The organism is Streptomyces yangpuensis, from assembly GCF_001005295.1.
Classification (GTDB): Bacteria; Actinomycetota; Actinomycetes; order Streptomycetales; family Streptomycetaceae; genus Streptomyces; species Streptomyces yangpuensis.
In genome coordinates, this window is record NZ_LBMK01000003.1 from 930,165 (window position 1) to 953,041 (window position 22,877).

16 protein-coding genes and 3 pseudogenes are annotated in these 22,877 nt (G+C 74.0%); 9 read left to right on the forward strand and 10 right to left on the reverse strand.

The window, feature by feature from the left end; genetic code table 11:
• The first annotated feature begins 4 nt into the window (after window positions 1-4).
• The gene (locus AAT21_RS19435) at window positions 5-670 is read left to right on the forward strand and encodes an SH3 domain-containing protein (protein ID WP_063838120.1); all 666 of its coding nucleotides are present in this window, start codon (window positions 5-7) and stop codon (window positions 668-670) included.
• Between the two features lie 82 nt (window positions 671-752).
• Here AAT21_RS19435 and AAT21_RS19440 read toward each other — a convergent pair whose 3' ends face one another.
• On the reverse strand, window positions 753-2,039 hold the full coding sequence (locus tag AAT21_RS19440; protein WP_046778069.1) for a streptophobe family protein: 1,287 nt from the start codon (window positions 2,037-2,039) through the stop codon (window positions 753-755).
• 95 nt (window positions 2,040-2,134) lie between these two features.
• Here AAT21_RS19440 and AAT21_RS19445 point away from each other — a divergent pair.
• The 3 genes and pseudogenes from AAT21_RS19445 to AAT21_RS19455 form a co-directional block, all read left to right on the forward strand.
• Window positions 2,135-3,376, forward strand: a pseudogene (locus tag AAT21_RS19445) (DUF6777 domain-containing protein); the annotation flags it as partial.
• Between the two features lie 793 nt (window positions 3,377-4,169).
• On the forward strand, window positions 4,170-5,204 hold the full coding sequence (locus AAT21_RS19450) for a chymotrypsin family serine protease (RefSeq protein WP_046778070.1): 1,035 nt from the start codon (window positions 4,170-4,172) through the stop codon (window positions 5,202-5,204).
• Between the two features lie 24 nt (window positions 5,205-5,228).
• Window positions 5,229-5,888 (forward strand): hypothetical protein, encoded by a 660-nt coding sequence (locus AAT21_RS19455; RefSeq protein WP_046778071.1) that lies wholly within the window; start codon window positions 5,229-5,231, stop codon window positions 5,886-5,888.
• Between the two features lie 729 nt (window positions 5,889-6,617).
• Here the strand turns inward: AAT21_RS19455 and AAT21_RS39150 are convergent.
• Window positions 6,618-6,707: pseudogene (locus tag AAT21_RS39150) on the reverse strand (DNA alkylation repair protein); the annotation flags it as partial.
• A 310-nt stretch (window positions 6,708-7,017) separates the two neighbouring features.
• On the opposite strand from AAT21_RS39150, the gene AAT21_RS19460 reads away from it, so the two are divergent.
• Window positions 7,018-7,245 (forward strand): hypothetical protein, encoded by a 228-nt coding sequence (locus AAT21_RS19460; protein ID WP_046778072.1) that lies wholly within the window; start codon window positions 7,018-7,020, stop codon window positions 7,243-7,245.
• A 142-nt stretch (window positions 7,246-7,387) separates the two neighbouring features.
• Entirely contained in the window at window positions 7,388-9,469 is a 2,082-nt protein-coding gene (locus AAT21_RS19465) for a SpoIIE family protein phosphatase (RefSeq protein WP_079025813.1), read from the forward strand.
• Between the two features lie 237 nt (window positions 9,470-9,706).
• Here the strand turns inward: AAT21_RS19465 and AAT21_RS19470 are convergent, their stop codons facing one another.
• The 3 genes and pseudogenes from AAT21_RS19470 to AAT21_RS19480 all read right to left on the reverse strand — a co-directional run bounded on the left by AAT21_RS19470 (window position 9,707) and on the right by AAT21_RS19480 (window position 13,354).
• Complete coding sequence (locus tag AAT21_RS19470; protein ID WP_046778074.1) at window positions 9,707-11,686, reverse strand: ABC transporter permease; 1,980 nt, start codon at window positions 11,684-11,686, stop codon at window positions 9,707-9,709.
• Window positions 11,687-11,933: 247 nt separating this feature from the next.
• Window positions 11,934-12,758, reverse strand: coding sequence for a molybdate ABC transporter substrate-binding protein (modA, locus tag AAT21_RS19475; RefSeq protein WP_046778075.1), 825 nt, complete (start codon window positions 12,756-12,758; stop codon window positions 11,934-11,936).
• Between the two features lie 201 nt (window positions 12,759-12,959).
• Window positions 12,960-13,354, reverse strand: a pseudogene (locus AAT21_RS19480) (TOBE domain-containing protein).
• Window positions 13,355-13,499: 145 nt separating this feature from the next.
• Here AAT21_RS19480 and AAT21_RS19485 point away from each other — a divergent pair.
• Window positions 13,500-13,889, forward strand: a complete 390-nt coding sequence (locus tag AAT21_RS19485) for an RNA-binding S4 domain-containing protein (RefSeq protein ID WP_046778076.1) — start codon at window positions 13,500-13,502, stop codon at window positions 13,887-13,889.
• Between the two features lie 305 nt (window positions 13,890-14,194).
• Here the strand turns inward: AAT21_RS19485 and AAT21_RS19490 are convergent, their stop codons facing one another.
• Both AAT21_RS19490 and dhaL read right to left on the reverse strand, forming a co-directional pair.
• Entirely contained in the window at window positions 14,195-14,602 is a 408-nt protein-coding gene (locus tag AAT21_RS19490) for a PTS-dependent dihydroxyacetone kinase phosphotransferase subunit DhaM (RefSeq protein WP_046778077.1), read from the reverse strand.
• Window positions 14,599-15,243, reverse strand: coding sequence for a dihydroxyacetone kinase subunit DhaL (gene dhaL, locus AAT21_RS19495; RefSeq protein ID WP_046778078.1), 645 nt, complete (start codon window positions 15,241-15,243; stop codon window positions 14,599-14,601). The genes AAT21_RS19490 and dhaL overlap by 4 nt, the downstream gene beginning before the upstream one ends.
• 148 nt (window positions 15,244-15,391) lie before the next feature.
• On the opposite strand from dhaL, the gene AAT21_RS34965 reads away from it, so the two are divergent.
• Both AAT21_RS34965 and AAT21_RS19510 read left to right on the forward strand, forming a co-directional pair.
• A complete protein-coding gene (locus tag AAT21_RS34965; protein WP_079025814.1) occupies window positions 15,392-17,482 on the forward strand; it encodes a PAS domain S-box protein in 2,091 nt (696 codons plus the stop codon).
• Between the two features lie 62 nt (window positions 17,483-17,544).
• The gene (locus AAT21_RS19510) at window positions 17,545-18,702 is read left to right on the forward strand and encodes a CPBP family intramembrane glutamic endopeptidase (protein WP_063838122.1); all 1,158 of its coding nucleotides are present in this window, start codon (window positions 17,545-17,547) and stop codon (window positions 18,700-18,702) included.
• Window positions 18,703-18,786: 84 nt separating this feature from the next.
• Here the strand turns inward: AAT21_RS19510 and AAT21_RS19515 are convergent, their stop codons facing one another.
• The 3 genes from AAT21_RS19515 to AAT21_RS19525 all read right to left on the reverse strand — a co-directional run bounded on the left by AAT21_RS19515 (window position 18,787) and on the right by AAT21_RS19525 (window position 22,875).
• A complete protein-coding gene (locus AAT21_RS19515) occupies window positions 18,787-20,079 on the reverse strand; it encodes a vWA domain-containing protein (protein ID WP_235438940.1) in 1,293 nt (430 codons plus the stop codon).
• The gene (locus AAT21_RS19520) at window positions 20,076-21,305 is read right to left on the reverse strand and encodes an AAA family ATPase (RefSeq protein WP_046778512.1); all 1,230 of its coding nucleotides are present in this window, start codon (window positions 21,303-21,305) and stop codon (window positions 20,076-20,078) included. The genes AAT21_RS19515 and AAT21_RS19520 overlap by 4 nt, the downstream gene beginning before the upstream one ends.
• A gap of 160 nt (window positions 21,306-21,465) precedes the next feature.
• A complete protein-coding gene (locus AAT21_RS19525) occupies window positions 21,466-22,875 on the reverse strand; it encodes a hypothetical protein (RefSeq protein ID WP_046778079.1) in 1,410 nt (469 codons plus the stop codon).
• Window positions 22,876-22,877: the final 2 nt, after the last annotated feature.

Below are 22,877 nucleotides of genomic sequence, written 5' to 3' on the forward strand. Positions count from 1 at the left end.
CCTCATGAGCAGCTCGATGGATCCCGGGATCGCCGTGGCGGACTTCCGGCCCACCCATGTGGTGCCGCCGCCGGGGCTGTCCGCCTGGGAGGCCCCCGACGTCTCCCGGCCGACCGCGGCCCTGGACGCCTTCCTGCCCGTACAGCTGCTGTCCCGGCGCGGGGAGTGGGGGGAGGTCCTGTGCGCCAACGGATGGAGCGCCTGGGTCGACGGGCGGCTGCTCGTCGCGGTCCCGCAGCCGCCGCCGACCACGGGGGAGCGGCCGTCGGTACGCGCCGAGGATCCGAGGCCGCTCCTCGAGCGCGGCGCCGAGGCCCTGGCCCGCTACCGGCACGCCGTGGACGAACTCGCCTCCGGCCGGGCCGACACCGACGGCTTCCGCCGGGCTCTGCGCGGGCTGCGGGCGGGCGTGGTGGTCGACGGGGAATCGGTCTGGCTCTACGACGAGGGTTCGGGGCGGTGGATGTACGGCGACGGGACCCGCCTTGCCACCTACGCGGTGACCGAGGGGCCGGGGACCGCCCACGGGCCCATGTCGCCGCCGGCGGAGCCGGACGGCGGGGCCGACGCGGGCCCGGATGCGCCGCCCGCAGGCCCGCAGGCGGGCAGGCGCGACCGGGAGGCCACCGCGACCCGGATCGTGGACACGCACGACCCCGGAACGGAATGAGGGGGGTCTAGGACTCCTGCGGATGCCCGGTCGGCCGGATCAGCCCGCCCACAGCCCGGCGCGGTCGGAGCGGTCGGCCCGGTCAGGCGTGCGGCGCGGGGGCGGGTTCGTCGACCCGCCCGCGCCGGTGCAACGGGCGGGCCAGAACACCGCCGACGAAGCCGGCCACCGCACCCCACAGCAGGCCGAGGCCGACCGTCCGCCACAGCACGGGGTCCAGCAGGACCTCCCCGCCGAGGGCGTCCACCTCGCCGATGCCCAGGAGGGACAGTCCGTACACGGCGTGGACCCGGGCCAGCAGGCAGACCGCGAGGGTGGCCAGGGCCAGGGCCGCGCCCAGGTGGAGCGCGTGCTGCCAGGGCCGGACGTGCGCGGGGGACCGTACGGCCGCCAGTACGCCCGTACCGAGCAGCAGGACGACGGCCACCGCCACCAGCCACCACGCCCGCGGGTCCCGCGCGGCGAACGTCGCCACGTCGACCGGGGCCCCGTCGGCATCGCGCAGCACTTCGTCCAGCAGGGGTGGCATCGGCAGCCCGAAGGCTCCTTCGACCCGGGCCTCCCAGGCTCCGCCGAAGCCCAGGGTGAGCGCGACCCAGACGAGGTTCGGCAGTCCGAGCAGGACGACCGCGAGGGTCCGGTCGGGGTGGCCCTGGGTCGCGGCCACCACCAGGCCGACGACGACGCCGATCGCGACGTAGGCGAGGAGCAGTGCGGCCGTGGCGAAGGCGGCCGGCCGCACCGCCGTGTGGAAGCGGACCAGCCCGGCCGGGAGCGGGGCGCGGCGCGACACCAGCAGGGCGATCAGCAACAGGCCCAGGATCCACACCAGTCCGAACAGGAGCGTGGCGGGCAGGTCGGCACGGAAGCCGATCTTCGGCGAGGAGTCGAGGAGTTCGCCGATCTCCCCGAGGGGGGAGTCGCCCACCAAGATGCCGAACTCCTGCCGGGCCACGAGCGCGGCACCGACCAGGGCGAGCAGCCACAGCACGAGCAACGGCACGATCCGGCCCAGGAGTTCACGGGGCCCGGCCACGGCCCGGTTGCGCAGCGGGCGCAGGAAACAGAAGCCGGCCGCGAGGGCGCCCGCCAGGCTCACCGAGAGCGGGAGCACGGACAGGTTCGCGTTCGCGTCGGCCAGGAGACCGGCGTCGCCGGACATCTCGACCGTGCCGCCGGCCGCCATCACGACGATCGCCGCCAGCACGTGCGGGAACGCCCCCTCGGGGAGGCCGCCCGCGCCCGCGCACGCCAGGCCGGCCGCGGCGACCGCGGTCATCGCCGCGAAGCCCGCGACGACGGTGACGAGGGCGTCGCGCCAGGCCCTCGCGGAGCCCCCGGACGATGACGATCTCGGTGTCTGGCTCACCCTGCAACGGTGGCACTCCCGGCTTGCGGCCACCACCCGGACGGCGCACACAATGGTCCGATGGGGTAACTGCCTCCTCCTGGGAAGAAGAGCCCGTGAGCACACATCCCTCCGGCGGGCAGCCGTCGTCAGAGCGACCCACCGGGCCGCCGTCCGGGCCGCTGTCGGGCGGACAGCAGGTGCCGCCGCCCCCGCCGCCGACCGGGCCGCCCTCGGGGCCGCCGGGCGGGCCCGCCGGTCCCGGCGGTCCGGGGCCGGGCAAGGAACCTTGGTGGCGGTCCGTTCCACGGCTCGCCACCGCGCTCGTCGCGGTGGTGGCGGTCGTCGCCCTGGCGGTGGTGTTCACCCGGCCCACGGGTACTCCCAGCGCCGGGGCAGAGGTGTTCCTCCAGCCGGCCGCCGCAGCCGGCCCCGACCCCTTCACCGAGTCCACCGTGGTGAAGGAGGACGCGCCGCCGCCGGAGAGTCCGGCGCCGTCCCCCACCGCGACCGGTGCCGCCCCCACCACCCAGGGCACCGCCACCGGCACCAGGAGCGTCAGCGGCTCCGCCCCGGGCGTGTACGGCGGCACCCAGGACGTCGCGAGCTGCGACGTCGAGAAGCAGATCAGGGTGCTGGCCGCGGAGCCGGCCAAGAACGAGGCCTTCGCCACGACGCTCGGCATCCGGCCGGCGGCCGTCCCCACCTACCTGCGCTCGCTCACCCCGGTGCAGCTGCGGCTGGACACCCGGGTCACCAACCACGGCTTCCAGGACGGCAAGGTCACCAGCTACCAGGCCGTGCTGCAGGCCGGAACGGCCGTGCTCGTGGACGACCGGGGCGTGCCACGGGTGCGCTGCGCCTGTGGGAACCCGCTCGGTCCGCCGGTTCCGCTCAAGGCCGCCCCGAAGCGCTACGGACAGACGTGGCCCTCCTACCAGCCGGCCAAGGTGGTCGTCATCGCACCGGCCGTGCAGCCGGTGAAGAAGATCGTGATCTACGACCACCAGAACCGGCACTGGTTCGAGCGTGACAAGGGGTACCAGCAGGACCGCAGGCCCGACCGTCCGATCCCGCCGCCCGTGATTCCCACGCCGCCGACCACGCCGACCACCCTGCCGACGCACACCGGGCCGAAGCCGCCCGGACCGCTGACGAAGTCGCCCACGCACACGGGCTCGAAGCCGCCGACGACGCCGCCGACGAAGTCGCCGTCCACGTCACCTCCGGGTTCGCCCACGCCCTCGAAGTCGCCGTCGGGTTCCCCGACCCCGTCCGGTTCGCTGACCCCGTCCCCGTCCCCGTCCCCGTCCCCGTCCCCGTCTCCGTCGAAGTCGCCCTCGGGAACCCCGTCGGTCTCGCCGACGCCCTCGCCGACGCTCTCACCCACGACCTCGCCGACGGCGTCCCCCTCGGGTTCGCCGACACCGTCGGTATCGCCGTCCCCGGTCAAGTCGCCCTCGGGGTACCCGTCGGAACCTCCGTCGCCGTCGGGCTCCCCCTCGGGGTCCCCGGCGGCATCGCTCTCGCCCCGGCCGTCACCGTCGCCCTCTGAGCTGCGTTCGCTGCCGCCGGCCGACCGTACGCCCCCGCTGCCGACTCGGACGCGGCCGACGGACCGCCTGCCTTCGCTGCCGACCAGGTCCGCGGCTCCGCCGTCACCGGTCGCGCCGCAGCAGCAGTCGGAGCCGGAACCGGCCCGTACGGCCGAACAGCCCCGCGAGGACGGAGGCGGCAGCGGCGACGGCGGGAACCGGTAGCCGGGTGCCGAGCGCCGAGCGCCGGTCAGCTCCGGGCGCGGCGGGCGAGCGAGTCGCCGGCCGCGCCCACCGCCAGGCGGGCGGCGACCATCACACCGGGCGCAGCTTCTGGGCGTGCGGGCTCTCGAAGACGCGGAACGCCACCATCCTCGTAGGCTTTCGGGTCAACCCCGGCGACGAGCGCGTCCGGGCCCTACTCGCGCAGGTGTCCAGCCATATGGATGGAGGCTCCGGTGCCGAGCGAGCGGCACGCCATCGCGTCGCCTCCGATCGGCGGGGTGGTCCGGTTGGTCGACGCGGGCCAGCGTCACCCGAATGGTCCAACATCAGTCGTGCGTGGGGGCGTGCGGCCTCAATCTGACCATGAACCCTGCGTGCGGGAGGTGTCCCGATGTGGTGGAGCGACGAGACCAACCAAGAGCTGGTTCGAACGGTGCAGCGGCTGCTCGGGGAGTACAGGCGCTATCTCGATTCCATCAGTCCCTCCACCCATCAGCTGGTCTGGGGGGTGGGAAGCGCTCCGGACACGTCCGAGGAATGGACGCCCTCTCGGGCGAAGGCGCACGAGAAGTCGGGCGACCCATTGCCGGGGCGGTACGAGCATTGGGTTCACCCCCTCGTTGTGGCGAGTCACGACGAAGTGCGAGCCGACGGCCTCGGCTTTCCCCCAGGCCGCTATTCGCTGTCTGATCTGCGGGACGCCCGGCGGGACACGCGGCTCCTGCGTCAACTGGAGTCCTGGCGGGTCCCGGACGCCACCTTGATCGATCTGACAGGCCGCCCGGTGCCCGCCTGCCAGGTGAACCCGACCGATGTTGTGTCGGTCAGCAGCCCCGTGTCCAGCGCCACCGTCGGCGTTACCTGTACGGTCGGCGGCAGACCGGCCTTCATCACAGCTGGCCATCTCGTCAGCGGCAAGGTGCAGGTTGACGTCCGCGCCACTGGCCCCGGAGGCCCAAAGTGGGTGACCGGCACGGTCGTCGACTGGCATGACCCGCTGGGCGCCGGAAGCTCCGGCGGATATGACTACGCCGTGGTCGTACTGGATGATCCAAACGACACCGTGTTGAGCCTCGTCCACTCAGGGGCCACCCCGACTCCGAAACCGCCGTACGTGCCGATGGAAGTAGCCGTCTTCGGCGGGCCGTCGACCCGACAGGACGGAACGGTAAACGGAGCGCTGAACCAACTCGGTGACGCGCAACGCCAATGGCTGAACGTTTGGCAGTTCGGTCCGTCAGGCCGGCTTCAGCGGGGCGACTCCGGAAGTATGGCGATGGTCACCGCCGGTCCTCACCATGACTCGGTGCTCGGTCACTTCGTCGGAGGAGCAGGAACGACACCGCGGTACTTCGACCACCAGTACATCCAGGATCTGCACTCCTGTCTGACCAACGCCGGGCTCCAGAATCAGGTGACGCTCTGACGAGTCTCCTCGGGAGGAGCAGCCATGAGTATCGGATCACTCGCCGTCAGGGCTCACCGTCGGCGTTCCCCGGGCCCCGCTGACAGGCCCGGCGAAGCGAGGGCCTGGGCGGCGGCAAGCGGGCCAACGGAAACAGAGGCGGCTGCCGGTCAGCTCACCTCGGACGCCCTCGTCGCGGCGCTGCCCACCGAGGTAATCGTGCTGTACACATCGGTGCTGGGTGTGCTGTCCGGCGTGCTCGAGGACGACGACGCGGCGTCCTACGTGCCCCTGCGCTGGGGGCTCTACTGCGGCTGCATCCTGGCGACCGCGCTGGCGCTCAACGTCACGTACGTGTTCACCGGGGTTCAGCGCAAGGAAGAGGTGGGGAGCCGCGGCGGGCCCCTGCCGCCCAATAGAAGCGACGACGCCGCTACGTCACCGCACGCCAAGCCTGACAATGACAATGACGCCGGGAAGGAGGGAATGCCGGTGGCCGAGACGCTCATGGCCTGCGTCTCGTTCGCCGTCTGGGGGCTCGTGGTCCCCGGTTCGCCGCTGTACGTAATCCTGCTGCCTCCGACGCTCCCGGTCGTGGTCGCGGTCCTCAGCGCGGCGGGTACGTTCTTCGCCGCCGTGGTCTTCGCGCCCTGGCTGAACCGGAAGGCTGGCCGAGCGGCGGACGCTAAGCGCCCCACGTCCTGAGAGCCCTCGGACACCGGCGCTCACATCGTCAAGGAGTACCGACAGACCGACCGGGCGTGGCTGGGCTCTATGACGTACGGCCCAGTAGTGGTGCCCAGTCAGGTCGTGAGAGCCGGGAGTTGCGCGGCCCTGCGGACGGAATCGACGTGGTCAGTGACGTCGCCCGCCCCCTCATCCGCGGGCCTCAGCCACAGGAAGACGCCAAGGGTGTGTTGCCACGGAGAGCCGGGACCGCGACCGAGTCCCATCCGGGCAGACACTCCTGGTGCCCGACGGCGTACCCGGTCTCACGGATCTCATCGATGCTCGCCAGTAGTTGTTCGTTGCTCATTGCGCCGGGGCCAGCGATCGCCGCGTCGGCTCAGCAAGGGCAATTTCCCTGATGTCCTAGGGGACATAGGCGAGCAGAGCTCGTCCGGACGCGTCGGCCCTCAGCGAGCATCCCACCGTGAGCATGTCGAAGGCCGTCATGCCGAAGTCAGAGGGGTTGTAGTTCCCCTTGGCGTAGTCGGTGGCCGCACGTCGGACACCAACCGGGGCCAGGGTTCCTCACCCCAGCCAGGACGAGGCCACTACCAGAAACAAACTCAACGTCCACTGACGGTCGCATTTCCCCGAGGAGGACATCCATTCCCCATCACATCGACAGAGCTCCCCCCTCGACAATCCACCTGAGCGAGCATCGTCCCAAGGAGAAGAAGACTCAACACGCTGAACTTGACGGGGAACCGCCGTGTCACCGGTGGCCCAGAGCTCGCGCGCCGGTTCCTGCTGCGTCTTCGGCCGCTTCGCGAGGGCGCGCAGCCTGCCGAGGTTCACACGAATGGTGCGGACGCGAGGGGGAGTCCCGGCCGGTGCCCGAGATGCCGATCGACGAGGCGGTGACTAATATCATCCGTAGGCCACTGTGGCCATCGCGGGACTGGAACTCTTTGCCCGCGGTGGAACGCCAGAGCGCGAGGCGTGCGGCATATCGCACCGGCCCACGAGGTCCGCGGCCCGATCGAGGCCGTGTTGACGGGGGATGTGCGCACTCACATCTGTACTGCCACAGGTACAGCCTTGTGCGTCCTCTGCTGAGGAGGAAGAACAAATTTTCGTGCAATAGCAACGAGAAGGGTTCTCAACCATGCGAGCAACGAGAGTCAAGCGTCTCTTCGCGGTGTCCGCCATCGGCGTTCTGATGGCCGGCGGTGCCCTGGGGGCCGCAGGTACCGCCTCGGCGGCCACCCCCACCCAGTCCGTCACGTACGTGAGCGGCGGCGGTTGGGACCATGACAAGGGCGGCCACCACCACGGCTGGTACGACGATGACGACGACGACTACCGTGGCGGAGGCAAGGGCCACGGCTGCTGACACGAGCAGCACCACTGATACGAACACCACACACTGTGCGGCCCGCGCGACGGGCCGCACAGTGCCGTGTCCCCGCCCGCGGCACCCCCGCCGCCGGCCGTCCCGCAGGGACACCGGCCGGGGACAGTGAGAGGCTGGCAGCATGGCCCGTAGGGGAGACGTTCCCGAGGTCGGCTGGCCGGCGCGGCCGGACACGAGCCTTGCGCTCAACCGCATGGGCACGTTCGACTGGGACCTCGACAGCGGGCGGATGCACCTGGATCCCACCGCCCTCGAGGTCCTCGACCTGCGCCCGGAGGAGTACAGCGGCACCCCCGCCGGGCTCCGCTCGCGCATCGCGCCCGCCGAGGAGGCCCGGCTCGACTCCCGGGTCGCCCAGGCCATCAAGGACGGCCGCAGCCACTACGGGGCCTACGTCCGCAGCCGCCGCCGCGACGGGTCGCCCGCGTGGATCCACGTCCAGGGCCACATCCTGCGGGACCCGGCGGGCCGGCCGTACCGCGTCATCGGCATCCTGCGCGACGCCGCCCACGACCCGGGCGAGCCCGGAGCCGCCGGGGAACAGGACGAGGGGCGCCGCCGGATGACCGGCGTCGTCGAGCGGACCACCGCCATCCTCGCCCACGCCCGCACCGTCAACGACGTGACCGACGTCCTCAAGGACCCGCAGGCACTCGGGCACCTCGGCGCCGTCAGCGTGATGCTGGGCGTCGTCGACGGAGGGCGCATCCACCTCGTCGCGGAGGGCCAGCTCGGTACGTACGTCCCCGAGATCGAATACACCCGGATCGACGCGCAGTTCCCGATGAGCGTCGCCGTGCGCACCATGCAGCCGGTCTTCATCCTCTCGCGCCAGGAGTTCCAGCAGTCCTACCCGGAACTGTGGCCCTACATCGAGCCGCTGCCCGTCCACAGCGGGGTCTACCTGCCGCTGATCGCCCAGGGCCGGCCCGTCGGCGCCCTCGGGCTGCTCTACAAGCGGGAGGGCGACTTCACCGCCGAGGAACGCAACCTGCTGATGGCACTCGGCAGCGGAGTCGCCCAGAGCCTCCAGCGCGCCATCCTCTTCGAACAGGAGCACGACCTCGCCGACGGCCTCCAGCGGGCCATGCTGCCGCGCCGGATCCCCACGGTGCCGGGCGCGCTGATCGCCGTACGGTACCGCTCCGCCCGGATGGGCAGGGACATCGGCGGCGACTGGTACGACGTGGTCCCGCTCGGCGGCGGCCGGGTCGGCGTGATGATCGGCGACGTCGAGGGCCACGACACGGACGCGGCCGCCGTCATGGGACAGCTGCGCATCGTGATGCGCGCCTACGTCGTCGAGGGGCACACGCCCGGCGCGGCGATGGCCCGGGCCTCCGCGTTCCTGCGGGAACTGGAGACGGAACGCTTCGCCACCTGTACGTACGCCGAGGTCGACCTGACCAGCGGGATGCTCCAGCTGGTCCGCGCCGGCCATCTCGACCCGGTCGTGCGGCGCGGCGACGGCAGCTGCCACCGCATCCAGGTCGCGGGCGGCCTGCCGCTCGGGCTGCCGCCCCGCGAACCGTCCTCGGCGCCGGACTCCGGCTACCCCGTCACCAGCGTGGAACTCCACCCCGGCGACACCCTGGTGCTGTGCACGGACGGGCTGATCGAACGACCCGGTGAGGACCCCGACACGGGCATGCGCGAACTCATGGCGACGATCCACACCGGCCCCGCGGACGTCGAGGAACTCGCCGACGTCCTGTGCGACCTGGTCGGGGACTCGGGCGGCGGGGACGACATGGCCCTGCTCGTCCTGCGCCGCCGCGGTACGCCGACCGGGCGCGGCGGCGGGCCGCTGCACCAGCGTCTGGAACCGGGGGACGCCGAGGCTCCGGCCCTGGCCCGGCACCTCATCCGGGCGGCGGTAGCCGCCTGGGGCGCGAGGGAGCGGGCCGACGAGATCGAACTGGCGGCGGACGAACTGATGACGAACGCCCTGGTCCACACGGAGGGCGGCGGCCACATCAGCATGCGGATCACGCCGCAGGGGCGGATCCGTGTCGAGGTGGAGGACTCCAGCAGCGCCCTGCCGCGGCGGCGCGAGGCGGGGGACTGGGCGGTGTCGGGGCGCGGCCTGATGCTGGTGGATCAGCTCGCGGACGCGTGGGGCGTGGAACCGCGGGGCGGCGGCAAGTGCGTCTGGTGCGAATTCGAGGTGAACGCCCCACCGGGCGCGCACGGGGCGGGCTGAGCGGTGTCGGCCCCGGCTGCCCGGAGGGGGCGGGCTCCGCGGCGTCCGGTGCCCCGAGGGACCACCCAGGCCGAAGCCGCCTCCTCCTCCCAGCCTGCCGCAGCAGCCTCTTCGGTCCGGATCCCAGTCGGGTGCTCGTCGACCGGAAGCCACACGCTGGGCTGCGCGCGGCAGCCCGGACCGGCCCGGGGGTCATCGTCGAGGGCCGGGGTGTCGTGGTCGCCGGGCTGCGGGGGCCTACAGGCCCACCAGCGTGACCTCGGTGGCCTTCACGCTCGTCCACACCTCGGACCCGTCGGCCAGGCCCAGTTCGGCCGCCGCGTCCGGGGTGATCTCGGCGACCAGGTCGGGCGCCTCGGCCGACCCGATCAGCACGCGCAGCCGGCTGCCCACCGCCGTGATCTCCCGTACCGTGCCGGGCCACACGTTCCGGGGGCTGCCGCCCGGGCGGTCCCGGTGCACCGCCACCGCCTCCGGGGCGATGATCGCCAGGGCCTGGGCCCCCTCGGGCAGGGCCTCGGCGACCACCAGGCGGCCGCCCGCAGCGAGCGCGAGGCCGTCCGCCGAGGCGATGCCCGGCCAGGCGTTGCGCCCCAGCATGCGGGCCACCCAGGGGGAGCGCGGGTGCCGTGAGACCTCGGCCGGCGGCGCGTCCTGCAGGGCCCGGCCGTCGGCCAGTACGAGGACCCGGTCGGCCAGCGACACGGCCTCGACGGGATCGTGGGTCACGATGAGGCAGACCCCGCCGAAGCCGGCCAGGTGCGTGCGCAGGGTGTGCCGGACGCGGGCCCGCGTGGTCTGGTCGAGGGCCGCGAGGGGCTCGTCGAGCAGCAGGAGCCGCGGGCGGGCGGCCAGGGCGCGGGCCAGGGCGACCCGCTGGGCCTGGCCGCCGGAGAGCTGGGACGGCTTGCGGTGCGCCAGGTGACCGACGCCCAGCCGGTCCAGCCAGGCCTGCGCCTCACGACGGGCATCGGCGCGCGGCACGCGGCGGGCGCGCAGCCCGTACGCGGTGTTCGCCAGGGCGCTCAGGTGCGGGAACAGCGCCCCGTCCTGCGGGACCCAGGCCACCTGCCGCTTGTGCGGGGGCAGGGTGGTCACGTCGGCATCGCCCAGCCGCAGCTCGGCGTGAGCCCGCGGAGTCAGGCCCAGGAGGGCGCGCAGCAGGGTGGTCTTGCCGGCTCCGTTCTCGCCGACGACGGCGATGGTCGTGCCGGGTTCGGCCCGGAGGGTGAGGTGGTTGAAGCCGGTGACGGTGGCGTGCAGAGGCCAGTGCTCCGCCTCCGTCCCCGTCCCTGTCTCCGTATCCGTCTTCGCGTCCATGTATGTCTCCGCTCCCGCTCCCGCACCCGGTCCCGGGGCGGCGGGCGCGGGGGCTTCCTCCGCGACCGGCCGGGGTGCGGTGACCGCCCCGCGGTCGATCGGGGTGCCCGTCCAGCGGCCGCGCAGCGCGATCAGTACGGCCATGGCGATCGCCAGCAGCAGCAGCGAGACCGAGGTGGCCGCCTCTGGCTGGTCCTGGAGCAGCAGGTACACCTGGAGCGGCAGCGTCTGGGTGGTGCCCGGCAGGTTCCCGGCGAAGGTGATGGTCGCGCCGAACTCGCCCAGCGCACGGGCCCAGGTGAGGGCGGCGCCGGCGACCAGACCGGGCGCCACCATCGGCAGGGTCACCGTGAAGAACACCCGCACCGGCGACGCGCCGAGCGAGGCCGCGGTCTCCTCGTAGCTCTGCCTGAGACCGACGAGGGCGCCCTCCAGGCTGATGACCAGGAACGGCATGGCGACGAAGGTCGCCGCGACGACGGCCCCCGAGGTGTGGAAGGGCAGGGTGATCCCGAAGGAGTCCTCCAGCCACGGCCCGAGCAGTCCGCGCCGCCCGAATCCGAGAAGCAGGGCCACGCCGCCCACGGTCGGCGGCAGCACCATGGGGAGCAGCACCAGCGAGCGCACCAGGGCCTTGCCCTTGAAGTCCACGCGGGCCAGCAGCCAGGCCAGCGGCACACCGAGGAGGAGCGAGAGGGCCAGCGCCCACAGGGACACCACGAGCGAGAGCTTCAGGGCCTCGACCACGCCGGGGCTGCCGAGGTGTTCCCCGAGATCGCCCCACGGAGTGCGGACGAGGATGCCGATCAGCGGCATCAGCAGGAAGGCGACGGCGAGCAGCGCGGGGAGCGCCAGGGCCACCGGGGGCCGGGTGGTGCGGGTACGGAGTCTGCTCACGGGACTTCCTGGCTGGTACGCGGTGGGTGGGGCGGGGGAAGGGGCGGGCGGGGCGGCGCAGGGGTGCAGCGTATGCCGGTCCGAGAGGCGGACGCGGGCACGCGCGGGCAAGGCGGGCACGGGCGGCCCGGGGCGCGCGCGGGCAAGGCGGGCACGGGCGGCCCGGCGCGCGCGGGGACGCCAAGAGGGGCTGCCCGTCCCCCGGACCGGACAGCCCCCGTGTCCCCCGGGAGAGGTGCAGCGCCGCCTACGGCTGCTGGAAGCCCGCGTCCTGGAGGATCTTCTGCCCCTCCGGCGTGCTCAGCCAGGCCACGAACGCGGCCGCGGCCTCGCTGTTCCTGGACTGCTTCAGCGTGGCGGCCGGGTAGGAGGCCAGGGCGTTCTGGGCGTCGGGGATGTCCACGGTGACGACCTTGTCGCCCGACTTGGCGGAGTCCGTCTTGTAGACGAGGCCGGCGTCGGCCTCACCCATCTCGACCTTGCCCAGGACGGCGCGGACGTTGGGCTCCTGCGAGACCGGCTTCACCTCGACCTTCTGGGCGTCGAGGATCTGCTTGCTGTAGCGGCCGACCGGCACCTCGGGCGCAGCGATCACGACCTTGAGCCTGGTGTCGGCGAGGTCCCTCAGCTCGTCGATCTTGAACGGGTTGCCCTTGCCGGCCGCGATGACCAGGCGGTTCTTCGCGATGATCTTGGCTTCGCCGGTCTCGGCCTTCAGCCCGTCCATGGTCCTGGTGTCGGCAGTGACCAGTGCGTCGGCCGGGGCGCCCTGCTTGACCTGCGCCGCGAGCTCCTGGGAACCGGCGAAGGAGAAGGTGACCTTCGTACCGGGGTGGGACTTCTCGTACGCCGCGCCCGCGGCCTTGAAGACGTCGGTGAGGGAGGAGGCGGCCAGGACGGTGAGGTTCGTCTGCGGTGCGGCGCCCGACGGCGCGGCGGAGCCGGTGTGGGGGGCGGCGGGCTTGCCCTCGCCGCCGCCACAGGCGGTGAGCCCGGTGAGCAGGGCGGCGGACAGGACGGCAGCGGCGGTGGTGGTGGTGCGGCGACGGGTCGAGGCCGGGGTCGGGGACATGGGCGCAGGCTCCTCGGTCGGGTCGGCGGCCGGCCGGGTGCCGGATCCGCGCGGTGGCGACCCGCGCCGGTGACGGGCGGAGCGGGTGGGAACGGTTCGGTGTGGTGCGGTGCGAGCGGTGCTGAGTGGTGGTGCGAGGCCGGGGCGGGGGGTGGGCCGTGGGTGGGCTGCGCGGCCCCGGCGGCGGCGCAGGCCAGGGGTTCAGGCGCGGTCGATGTGCACGCTCGTGGACTTCACACGGGCGGTGGCCCGCGTGCCGACCTCCAGCGCGAGCTCCACGACGGCTTCGCGGGTGAGCGGGCAGACCAGGCGGTGCGGACCCGCCTGGATGTCGACCTGCGCGGAGACGTCGCCGAGCCGGACGGCGGTGACGATGCCGGGAAAGGCGTTGCGTACCGAGGTGTACGGCTCCCCGTCCTCGGCGTGGGCGCCCTGGCCCACCTCCACGGAGAAGGCGCCGGATCGCGGCCGTTGACCAGCCGCCGGCCGACCTCGTCGCGGTGGGTCACGACCCGGCCGGCGTCGGCCCAGCGCCGTGCGGTGTCCGGGCTGACGCCCAGCAGTCGCGCGGCCTGTCCGATGGTGTAGGACTGCATGTGCGACAAGGTAGGGGCACGTATGGCGCATTTGCAATCCTCTTGGTGCCATCGCCATGGTAGATGCCAGGGGTGTTGGTGCATCTGCCAAAAGTCGCGGAAAAGTCGTTCCGTCCCGGTGGGCCCGGATGGCTAGAGTCGGGGCATGGCTGATGAGGTTTCGGGAACGGAAACGGGCACGGTACGGGTCGACGCGTGGATCTGGTCCGTGCGGCTGACGAAGACCCGCTCGATCGCGGCGACGGCCTGCCGGGCGGGCCATGTGAAGGTCAACGGGGAGCGTGCGAAGCCGGCGCAGCCGATTCGTGCGGGCGACGAGGTACGGCTCTTCCACGCGGGGCGCGAGCGGATCGTCGTGGTCAGGCGACCGGTGTCCAAGCGGGTCGGCGCGCCCGTGGCCGCCGAGTGCCTGATCGACAAGAGCCCGCCGCCGCCGACCCCGGTGGAGGCCGCGGTCGTCGGCATCCGCGACCGCGGCACGGGCCGCCCCACGAAGCGCGACCGCCGCGAGATCCAGACCCTGCGCGGCCGCTGACACCGCGCCCGTGCGATCGGGGCCCCGCGGTACCCGACCTGCCCGTCGGCGGGCGCGAGTGCCCACCGCACCACCGTGCCTTCGGCGACTGGCGGGTCCGCCCGACACGGCCGCCTCCGGCGGGAGCCGAGCGGCGGGACGCCGTGTACACNGGGGGCCCGCCCGCCACGGCCGCCTCCGGCGGGAGCCGAGCGGCGGGACGCCGTGTACACGTGGCGGCGTACTGCCTGGCCGCGGCGGGAGGCGAGGGACGGGCTGCCCGGGGGCACGGGCGCCGCACGGGTCCGTTTCCCGGGCGGAGCCGGTCAGGCTTTGCGGTAGGCGTAGGCCTCCGTGGCGGCCTCGGCCACCTGGGTGAGGGGGGCGCCGGCCGAGGCGGCCACCAGGGCCGCCACCGCGCCCTCGACGAAGGGGGCGTCCACCAGCCGTGAGTCCGGCGGCAGTTCGTCCTCCAGGAGCAGCGTCTTCACCGTCAGGACCGAGCTGCCGAGGTCCGCCAGCAGGGCCACCCCGGCGCCCCGGTCCACCTCCCGCGCGGCCGCCACGATCAGGTCCGCGCTCGTGCCGAGCCCGCCGGCGGACGTGCCGCCCGCCGTGGCCATCGGGGCCACCGCCCCGCCCGCCGCCAGGCCCCGCGCCAGCTCCGCCACCGACTCGGCGACCGCCGCGCTGTGCGAGACCAGCACGACCCCGACCAGGGCCCCGTCCGTCATCGCCCGTCCTCCGCCCGCCCGGCCGCTTCCCGCCCGGCCACGTCCCGCTCGGCCACGTCCGCGAGCGCGCCCAGCAGCAACGCCGACGAGGTCGCTCCCGGATCCTGGTGGCCGATGCTCCGCTCGCCCAGGTAGCTGGCCCGCCCCTTGCGTGCCTGCATCGGTACGGTGGCCAGCGCCCCGTTCTCCGCCGCGTCCGCCGCCGCCCGGTACGACGTGCCCAGCGCGGCCACGCCCGGCAGCAGCGCGTCCAGCATCGTCTTGTCGCCCGCCGCCGCGCCGCCCAGCTGCGCCACCGCGCCGACCCCCTTGTCCAGGGCCGCGGCCAGCTCCGCGTCCGCCACCTCGGGCGCCTCCCCGAGCTCCTTGCCGGTCCGCCGCAGCAGCATCCCGTACAGCGGTCCCGACGCGCCGCCGACCGTCGAGATCAGCGTCCGCCCGGCGAGCTGGAGCACCGCGCCCGGCGCCGCCGGGGGCTGCGCCTCCAGGGCCGCGCGCACCGCCGTGAAGCCCCGCAGCAGATTGCTCCCGTGGTCGGCGTCGCCGATGGGGGAGTCGAGCTCGGTGAGCCGGTCCGCCTCACGCTCCACGGCGGCCGCCGCGGCCGTCATCCAGCTCCGGAAGAACTCTGCGTCACGCACGGGATCTCCTCGCCTCGCGTCCGCCCGGCCAGTCCTCCCGCCACCATAGATCAGCGACCCCGCCGCGGCGCCGCCGTCCGGCGGGCGCGTCAACCGGCGTTGACCCCGATCCCGCCGCCGGTGCGCAGAATCGGTCAATTGGCGCCGCATGCGGTCAACCGGAAGCGCGAGATTCGGCCACGTGGTCGGATGTCAGCTTCTGCGGGATTCGACGAGTGCGAGGCGCAGCGTGGCAGCGACGACTGAAGAGCCGTTCAGGGCTCTGTTGGAAGCGGCACCGGACGCGATGGTGATCGTGGACGACGCCGGTGTGATCCGGCTGGTGAACGCACAGACCGAGGCCCTTTTCGGCCACCCCCGCCGGGAACTCCTGGGCCGTCACATCGAGGTCCTGGTGCCCGAGCGGTTCCGCGGACAGCACCCGGGCCACCGGCTCGGCTACGCGGCCAGCCGCCAGGTCCGCCCGATGGGCGCGGGCCTGGAGCTGTACGGCCTGCGCCGCGACGGCCGTGAGTTCCCGGTCGAGATCAGCCTCAGCCCGCTGGAGACCCCGGAGGGCCTGCTGATCTCGGCGGCCGTACGCGACGTGAGCGAGCGCAGGGCCGCCGAGGAACGCTTCCGGGCCCTGCTGGAGGCGGCCCCGGACGCGATGGTGATCGTCGACGAGCGGGGCGCGATCCAGCTCGTCAACGCGCAGACCGAGGCCCTCTTCGGCTACGCCCGGGAGGACCTGCTGGGCAGACCGGTCGAGGTGCTCGTCCCGGAACGATTCCGCGGGCACCACTCCGACTTCCGGCACGGCTACTTCGTCAACCGCAAGACCCGTCCGATGGGGGCGGGCCTGGAGCTGTACGGCCTGCGCCGCGACGGGCGTGAGTTCCCGGTCGAGATCAGCCTCAGCCCGCTGGAGACCCCCGACGGCACCCTGGTCTCCGCCGCCATCCGCGACGTCACCGAACGCAAGTCGGCCGAGGAGATGCTCGCGAAGCTCTACGAGCAGCAGCGCCATGTCGCGCTCACCCTCCAGCGCAGCCTCATGGGGTCCCCGCCGGACGTACCGGGGATGCCCACGGCGAGCCGCTACTTCCCGGCCCGGCAGGGCGCCGGGGTCGGCGGCGACTGGTTCGACCTGATCCCGCTGGGCGGCGGCCGGGTCGGTGTGATGGTCGGCGACGTGATGGGGCGCGGCCTGGACGCCGCCGCCGTCATGGGCCAGCTCAGATCCGCCTCCCACGCGCTCGCCAAGACCGGCATGCCGCCCTGGCAGCTCATGCGCGCCCTCGACGCGGTCGTCAGTGAACTGCCGGACCAGTTCGTCACCTGCTGCTATCTGGTCGTCGACGCCGATTCCGCCGAGATCACCATGTGTTCGGCCGGCCACCTCCCGGTCCTGCTCGTCGCTCCGGGCGGCGAGGTCACCCGGCTGCCCGTGGAGGTGAGCGTGCCCTTGGGGGTGGGGGAGGTGCCCCACCACGAGACCCGGCACACCGTCGAGCCCGGTTCGGTGCTCGCGCTGTACACGGACGGCCTGGTCGAGACCCCGGACAGCGACATCGAGGGCCAGGTCGACGGGCTCGCGGCCGCGCTGGAGAAGGCCGTCGCGACGACGGACAGCCTGGAGGCGGCCGCCGACCGGCTGCTGGCCGAACTGCTGCCGGAGGCAGACGACAACCCCGACGACGTGACCCTCCTGCTCGTCCGCATTCCCGACACACCGGTGACCTCGCAGAGCATGCTGCTCGCCGCGGACCCGAGCAGCGTCGGCGCCGGGCGGCGGTTCCTGTGCTCCACCCTCGCCCTGTGGGGCAGGGACGACGAGCACCTCCGCGACACCGCCTGCCTGCTCACCTCCGAGCTGCTCTCCAACGCCGTGAACCACAGCCGCGGCCCGGTCCGGCTCCGCCTGCGCCAGGCCGGCCGGGAACTCAGCGTCGAGGTCTGCGACGGCAGCCCCGTGCTGCCGCAGGCCCGGTTCGCCGCCCCCGATGCGGAATCCGGCCGGGGCCTGCTCCTCGTCGACTCCCTCGCCTCCTCCTGGGGCACCCTGCCGACGGCCGAGGGCAAAGCCGTCTGGTTCTCGCTGCCCCTGCCGGCCCCGCGTGCCGCTCCGCCCTCGGCTCAGCCCTCCGCTCCGCCCGCCGGCCCGCCGTCAGCCCCGCCCTCCGGCCCGCCGTACGAGCCGCCCGCCGGGTGCGTGCCCGGCAATGCTCCGGCGGACTCCCGTACGACAGCGGGCTGAGCCCGGGGGCGGCGGCGTGATCGAATGGGCGTGTGAACGGCCGTGACGGAAAGGGTCCCGCTGTGTCAGATACGCCCCCGCCGAACGTCTGGGCCCCGCCGCCCGCAGGCGCTCCGTCATGGCCGGCCCCGGCCCAGGGGTGGCCGTCCCCCGGTCACGGCGGCCCGCCCTTCGGCGCCCCGCCCCTCCCCCCGCAGCCGCCGACCGACACCGCGCCGGACGGCAGCGCCTACCACGAACAGGCCCGCAACGGCCGTCAGCAGGTCCCGCAGCGCATCGGGGAGTTCCTCCTGGTCGCCGTCGGGAACCTGGCCGTACCACTGGTGGTCATCGCGTTCGGCGCCCTCGCCTGGTACGTGCTGGGGCTGGACTTCGCACCCGAGGACGGCGACCGGATCCTGGGGGATCCGCTCGCCGACGAGGCACTCGCCCTGCTCTCCATAGCCACCGGCATACCCGTGGTGCTGCTCGCCGTGCGCTGGTGCGGCAGGCGCCCCGCGGGCACCGTGGTCTCCGTCATGGGCCGGCTGCGCTGGGGCTGGCTGGCCCGGTGCGCGGCGGTGGCCTTCCCCCTGATCGTGCTCCAGATGGGCGGGCTGGCGCTGTGGAGCTACCTCAGCGACGGCGAGGAGGCCGTCGCGGGCGACTTCCCCGGCTGGTCCGGGTTCGTGCTCGGGCTGGTCGTGCTGTGGGCGCTGATCCCCTGTCAGGCCGCGGCCGAGGAGTTCGTGTTCCGGGGCTGGCTCGCCCAGTTCTTCGGCGGGTTCCTGAGATCCCCCTGGCCCGGCATCGTCATCGCGTCCGCCCTGTTCGCCCTCGCGCACGGCATCGGCGAGTGGTCGGGATTCGCCCTGCTCTTCTACTCCGCCCTGTGGTGGGGGTGGCTGACCGTCCGCACCGGCGGCCTCGAGGCCGTCATCGCCGTGCACGTGGCGAACAACATGACCGCCTACGCCGTCACCGTAGCCCTGGGGCAGCTGGCCGAATCGGGGAACGCGGCCGACGCCCCGTGGCAGGCGCTCGTCCTCGAACTCGTCGCCGCCCCGGCGTACTGCCTGCTGATCGCGCGGCTCGCGGGCACCCATCGCGTACGACGCGTCAGCGGGAAGGCCCCGGCGGACCCCGTCGACTCGGCCAACCCCACGGACCCTACGAGCCCCACGGTTCCCGCGGGTCCCGCCAACCCGACCGACCCCGCGGGCCGGCCGACGTCGGCCTGACCCGCTGCCGCACCTCCCCGCAAGCCTGACAGGCTGCGGGGGGAGCGGCGGCGCGGATCGTCCGCAGCGGCCCACGGCAGCGGCTCACCGCGTGGCGGCGGCCGATCCGATGGTCACCACCCGGGCCCAGGACGGTGTCGGGTCCGGCACGTAGTACGGATCGTCCTCGTCCCACCGCGCTCTCTTCGGACGGGAGAACAGGCCAACCACCGTCCGGCACGCCGGCCGGACGGCGGGCCAGGCGGTCTGTCCGTCCGTCAGGACCACGATGACATCGGGCCGCGGCCCCGACCGCAGAGCCCTGGCGAAACCCGCGCGCAGGTCCGTGCCGCCACCGCCCAGCAGCAAAATCCCCTCGCCCTCGCACAGCGGGTGCACGATCCGCGCCGCCGCGTCGCACGGCACCACGGTGACCAGGTCGCGGCGGCCGCCCACGGCCTGCGCGATCGCGGCGACCTCCAGGAGCGCAGCCCCCAGTTCGGCGTCGCTGACCGAACCGGAGGTGTCGATCACCACGCAGACCCGTGGCGGCCTGCGCCGCAGGCTCGGCAGGACGACGCCGGGCAGCCCGGCCGAGCGCCGGGAGGGCCGGCCGTAGCTGTAGTCCTCGCCGGCGCCCGTGCCGGAGGCCGCCGACCGGACCGCCGCCCCCAGCAACTCCCGCCACGGCTGCGGTGGATGGAAGGCCTCCTCCGCCCACCGCTTCCACCCCTTCGGGGCGTCGCCCGGGCGTCCGTTGATGCCCTGCGCCACCCGGAACCGGACCGCGTCCTGCTCCTGCTCGCTGAGGCCGTGCGCGCCGTCCGGCCCGAGGTCCCACGCACGGTCCATCCCGTCGGCGCCGCTGCCGCAGTCCAGCCAGACCAGGCCCTGGGTCTGCGGCCCGAGCCCGAACCGGCGCAGGTAGTCCTCCATCAGCTCGCCGCCGGAAAGGCCCAGTTGCTCCGGGGTGACGGCGCCCTCGGGTGCGACCAGCCCGTCGCCGAACACGTCGTCGTTGATCTCGCAGTCCGCGGCGATGTTCATCCGCAGCCGCGCCCCCGGGCCTTCCAGTCCCTGGAGCCGCGCGGCCCGGTCACCGCGCCCGTGGTGGTCGCGCAGCAGGTGCGACACCTCGTGGACCCAGACCCCGGCGAGCTCCTCCACCGGCGTCCGGTCCACGAAGCCCGGTGAGACATAGCAGCGCCAGTACTTGTCGACGGCCATCGTGGGAACCCGGCGCGACTCCACGGTGTGCAGGGCGAACAGCGCCGTCGCGAGGTACGGCCGGACCCGCGCGGCATGCAGCCGTGCGGCGTAGAGCTTGTCGAGGTCCAGCGCTCCCGGTGCTCCTGGTGCTCCCAGGGCCTCCGGTGCCCCCTGTGCCCCCGCGCTCACCGGCGGGCCCCCGCGGGGACCGCCGTACGGCCCGCGCTCCGCTCCGCGGCCTCGTCCGCGCGCCGGGACAGGGACACCACCCCGGCGAGCCGCTCGATCTCGGCGGGTACGTCCCACTCCTCGCGGCGCAGTGCGGCGAGCGAGGTCGCGGGGACGACCACCAGGTCCGGAGCACCCGTCTCCAGGGCCCGCACCATGATCGTCCACGCTGCGTCCCACCTGGCCTTCTCCGGGCGCCGGCACACCGCGGACACGATCCCCTCCAGGACGGCCTGGCGCTGGTCGCCGCGTTCGGGCAGCTCGGCGGTGGCCGGGTCGGCGAGCAGCACCTCGGGGTCGGGGAGCTCCATCCGGTCCAGGGCGGCCAGCAGTTCCAGCGCCGGTCCGTCCCCCACGGTCCCCCTGACGAGCATGGACAGCACCTCCCGGGAGGAGCCCGCCGCGGTGGCGAAGGCGAGCAGACGCAGCGTCATGTCCCAGCTGCGGGGCGACGGCCAGGCGCCGCCGCGCCGCGTCTCACCGGAAGGCAGGCGGTGTACGAGCGGGGGGCGGGTGGTGAGGAACCCGCACACCGCGCGGCGGGCGAAGTCCACGGCGGCGGGCAGCGCCTGCGCGTCGAGGCGCGGCAGGGTGGCCCGCGGCCAGGTCCCGCCGAGACCGCGTACGACGACCTCGTGGTCGTGGGTCCACTGCAGGTGGACGAACCGGTTCGCCAGGGGCGGGCTCAACTCCCAGCCGTCAGCCGCCGACGACCGCGGGTTGGCGGCCGCCACGATCCGTACCCCGGGGGGCAGTTGCAGGGCGCCTACCCGCCGTTCCAGTACGAGGCGCAGCAGCGCGGCCTGGACGGCCGGCGGCGCGGTGGACAGCTCGTCCAGGAAGAGCAGGCCGCGGCCGGTGCGTACCAGGCGCACCGCCCAGTCCGGCGGGGCCATGGGGACGCCCTGCTGCGCAGGGTCGTCGCCGACGACGGGCAGCCCGGAGAAGTCGGACGGTTCGTGCACGCTGGCGATCACGGTGGTGAGCGGCAGGTCCAGGGAGGCGGCGAGCTGGGTCAGGGCGGCGGTCTTGCCGATTCCGGGCTCGCCCCACAGGAGGACGGGCAGGTCGGCGGCGACGGCCAGGGTGAGGGCTTCGAGCTGGTTGTCGGGGCGCGGCTCGGTGGTGGTCTCGCCGAGCAGGGCCAGCAGGTCGCCGGCGACGTCGAGCTGCGAGGCGGCGGGCATGTTCACGGGAACGTTCACGGGCACGTTCACGGGCACGTTCACGGGCATGTTCAGGGGCACGTTCACGGGCATGTTCAGGGGCATGATGATCACCTGTGGGGTTTCGGAGGTGTGCGGGTACGCAGGGGCGGCCCCGGCCGGAGACGGGATCCCGTAGGACTCAGGCGGCCCGGCGGCCACGGCGGGGGTTGCGGGAGCGGTGTGCTGGTGCGGGGAGACGTCCGGGTCCCGGTCCGGCGAGACCCGCGCGGAACAGCCCGTAGGTGATCCGCCGTCGGGCGGCCGCCTCCAGTGCGTCCCGCAGTGGGCCGGGGCGCAGCAGTGCGCCGGGCCCCAGGAGGTCCTCGACGACGGCCAGTGCCCCGGTGATGTCGCCGTGGTCCAGGCGTTCGCGGACGCCGGTGAGGCAGTCCGGGCGGCGGTGGGCCGTGTCGATGGCCTGGAGGCAGGGCAGGGGAGTCCCGGACAGGGCCACCAGCAGTTCCTCGCGCCGGAGTTCGGCCGCATCGTGGTCCAGCGCGGTCAGCACCCCGTCGACGAGGCCGATGCGGTGCCGGGAGCCCCGGCATGCGACGTAGCGCGGTCCGCCCGGGTGTGCGGTCCGTGACGGCAGGGCCGCGCACCCCGGTGCCAGGGCCTCGGCGACGAGCGGGTGCAGCCGCCCGGCCTCGATGGAGCCGGCGCGGAGCAGCTCCAGGTCGGGGAGCAGCCGGACCGCAGCCTCGGGCAGGACCGGCAGCGCGTGGGCGCTGCCGTCCGCGGGTGCGGCGCCGATCCGGAGCGCGGGCGTCCCGAGGCCGTCCCCGTCCCGCACCCCGCCCGGGTCCAGGGCGAGGACCAGGCGCCGGCCGGCCCCGAGCCGGACGGTGACACAGCCGGTGGTCCGCCCCTCGGCCAGGAGCACGATCGCGGTCTCGTCGGCCCATCGGCCGACGGCGCAGGCGTGTCCGGGCGGCAGCGTGTCCGCGAGGCCCGGGTCCGGCCCGGGCGGGCCGTCGCAGGGCGGCAGGTCGGCGCCGGAGCGGGCGCGCAGTTCGTCCGTCCTGCGGGCGTCCCACATGTGGCGGTGCAGGTCGAGGCGGAAGCGCCGGTCGGGGCGGGCCCGTCGGCGTGGGTCACCGGCGGCCACCCCGGCCTGGGACCGGGAGCCGTCCCACAGCGCGAGGCTGATCCGCTGACCGCCGTCCGCCCAGGCGGGCGGGGTACGGGCCACGAGGTGCACCGGGGGCGCGCTCCCGTGCGGCGCGGCGGCGTACCGGGCCAGAGTGAGGGTCAGCCCCGGGCGAAGCAGCCCGTCGGGAGCGACGCGCGGCATGTGCCAGCGGAGCAGGTCGGGAGCCAGGTGGCGCAGATCGGCCCGGATCCTGTCCGCGAGGTCGCGGCCGTGGGAGCGGGCGAGGGAACGCAGGTTGAAGTCGACGTCGATGCCTGCGGCGGCGCATGCCCCGGCCCAGTCGCCGGCGTGCCGGCGGGCGGTCGCAGTCTCGATCATGGAAGCCGGCACGGCGTACTCGCGTACGCGGAGCCAGAGGGCGAGGCGGGAGTCCCTGTTCGCGGTGGGAGTGAGCATCA

What these genes read in the sequence shown, in the direction of transcription:
- AAT21_RS34965 (WP_079025814.1), top strand. Translation starts at nt 15,392, where the DNA reads ATGCGGTCAACCGGAAGCGCGAGATTCGGCCACGTGGTCGGATGTCAG.
- AAT21_RS19490 (WP_046778077.1), bottom strand. Translation starts at nt 14,602, where the DNA reads ATGACGGACGGGGCCCTGGTCGGGGTCGTGCTGGTCTCGCACAGCGCG.
- AAT21_RS19465 (WP_079025813.1), top strand. Translation starts at nt 7,388, where the DNA reads ATGGCCCGTAGGGGAGACGTTCCCGAGGTCGGCTGGCCGGCGCGGCCG.
- modA (WP_046778075.1), bottom strand. Translation starts at nt 12,758, where the DNA reads ATGTCCCCGACCCCGGCCTCGACCCGTCGCCGCACCACCACCACCGCC.
- AAT21_RS19460 (WP_046778072.1), top strand. Translation starts at nt 7,018, where the DNA reads ATGCGAGCAACGAGAGTCAAGCGTCTCTTCGCGGTGTCCGCCATCGGC.
- AAT21_RS19455 (WP_046778071.1), top strand. Translation starts at nt 5,229, where the DNA reads ATGAGTATCGGATCACTCGCCGTCAGGGCTCACCGTCGGCGTTCCCCG.
- AAT21_RS19435 (WP_063838120.1), top strand. Translation starts at nt 5, where the DNA reads ATGAGCAGCTCGATGGATCCCGGGATCGCCGTGGCGGACTTCCGGCCC.
- AAT21_RS19520 (WP_046778512.1), bottom strand. Translation starts at nt 21,305, where the DNA reads ATGCCCGCCGCCTCGCAGCTCGACGTCGCCGGCGACCTGCTGGCCCTG.
- AAT21_RS19485 (WP_046778076.1), top strand. Translation starts at nt 13,500, where the DNA reads ATGGCTGATGAGGTTTCGGGAACGGAAACGGGCACGGTACGGGTCGAC.
- AAT21_RS19525 (WP_046778079.1), bottom strand. Translation starts at nt 22,875, where the DNA reads ATGCTCACTCCCACCGCGAACAGGGACTCCCGCCTCGCCCTCTGGCTC.
- AAT21_RS19450 (WP_046778070.1), top strand. Translation starts at nt 4,170, where the DNA reads ATGTGGTGGAGCGACGAGACCAACCAAGAGCTGGTTCGAACGGTGCAG.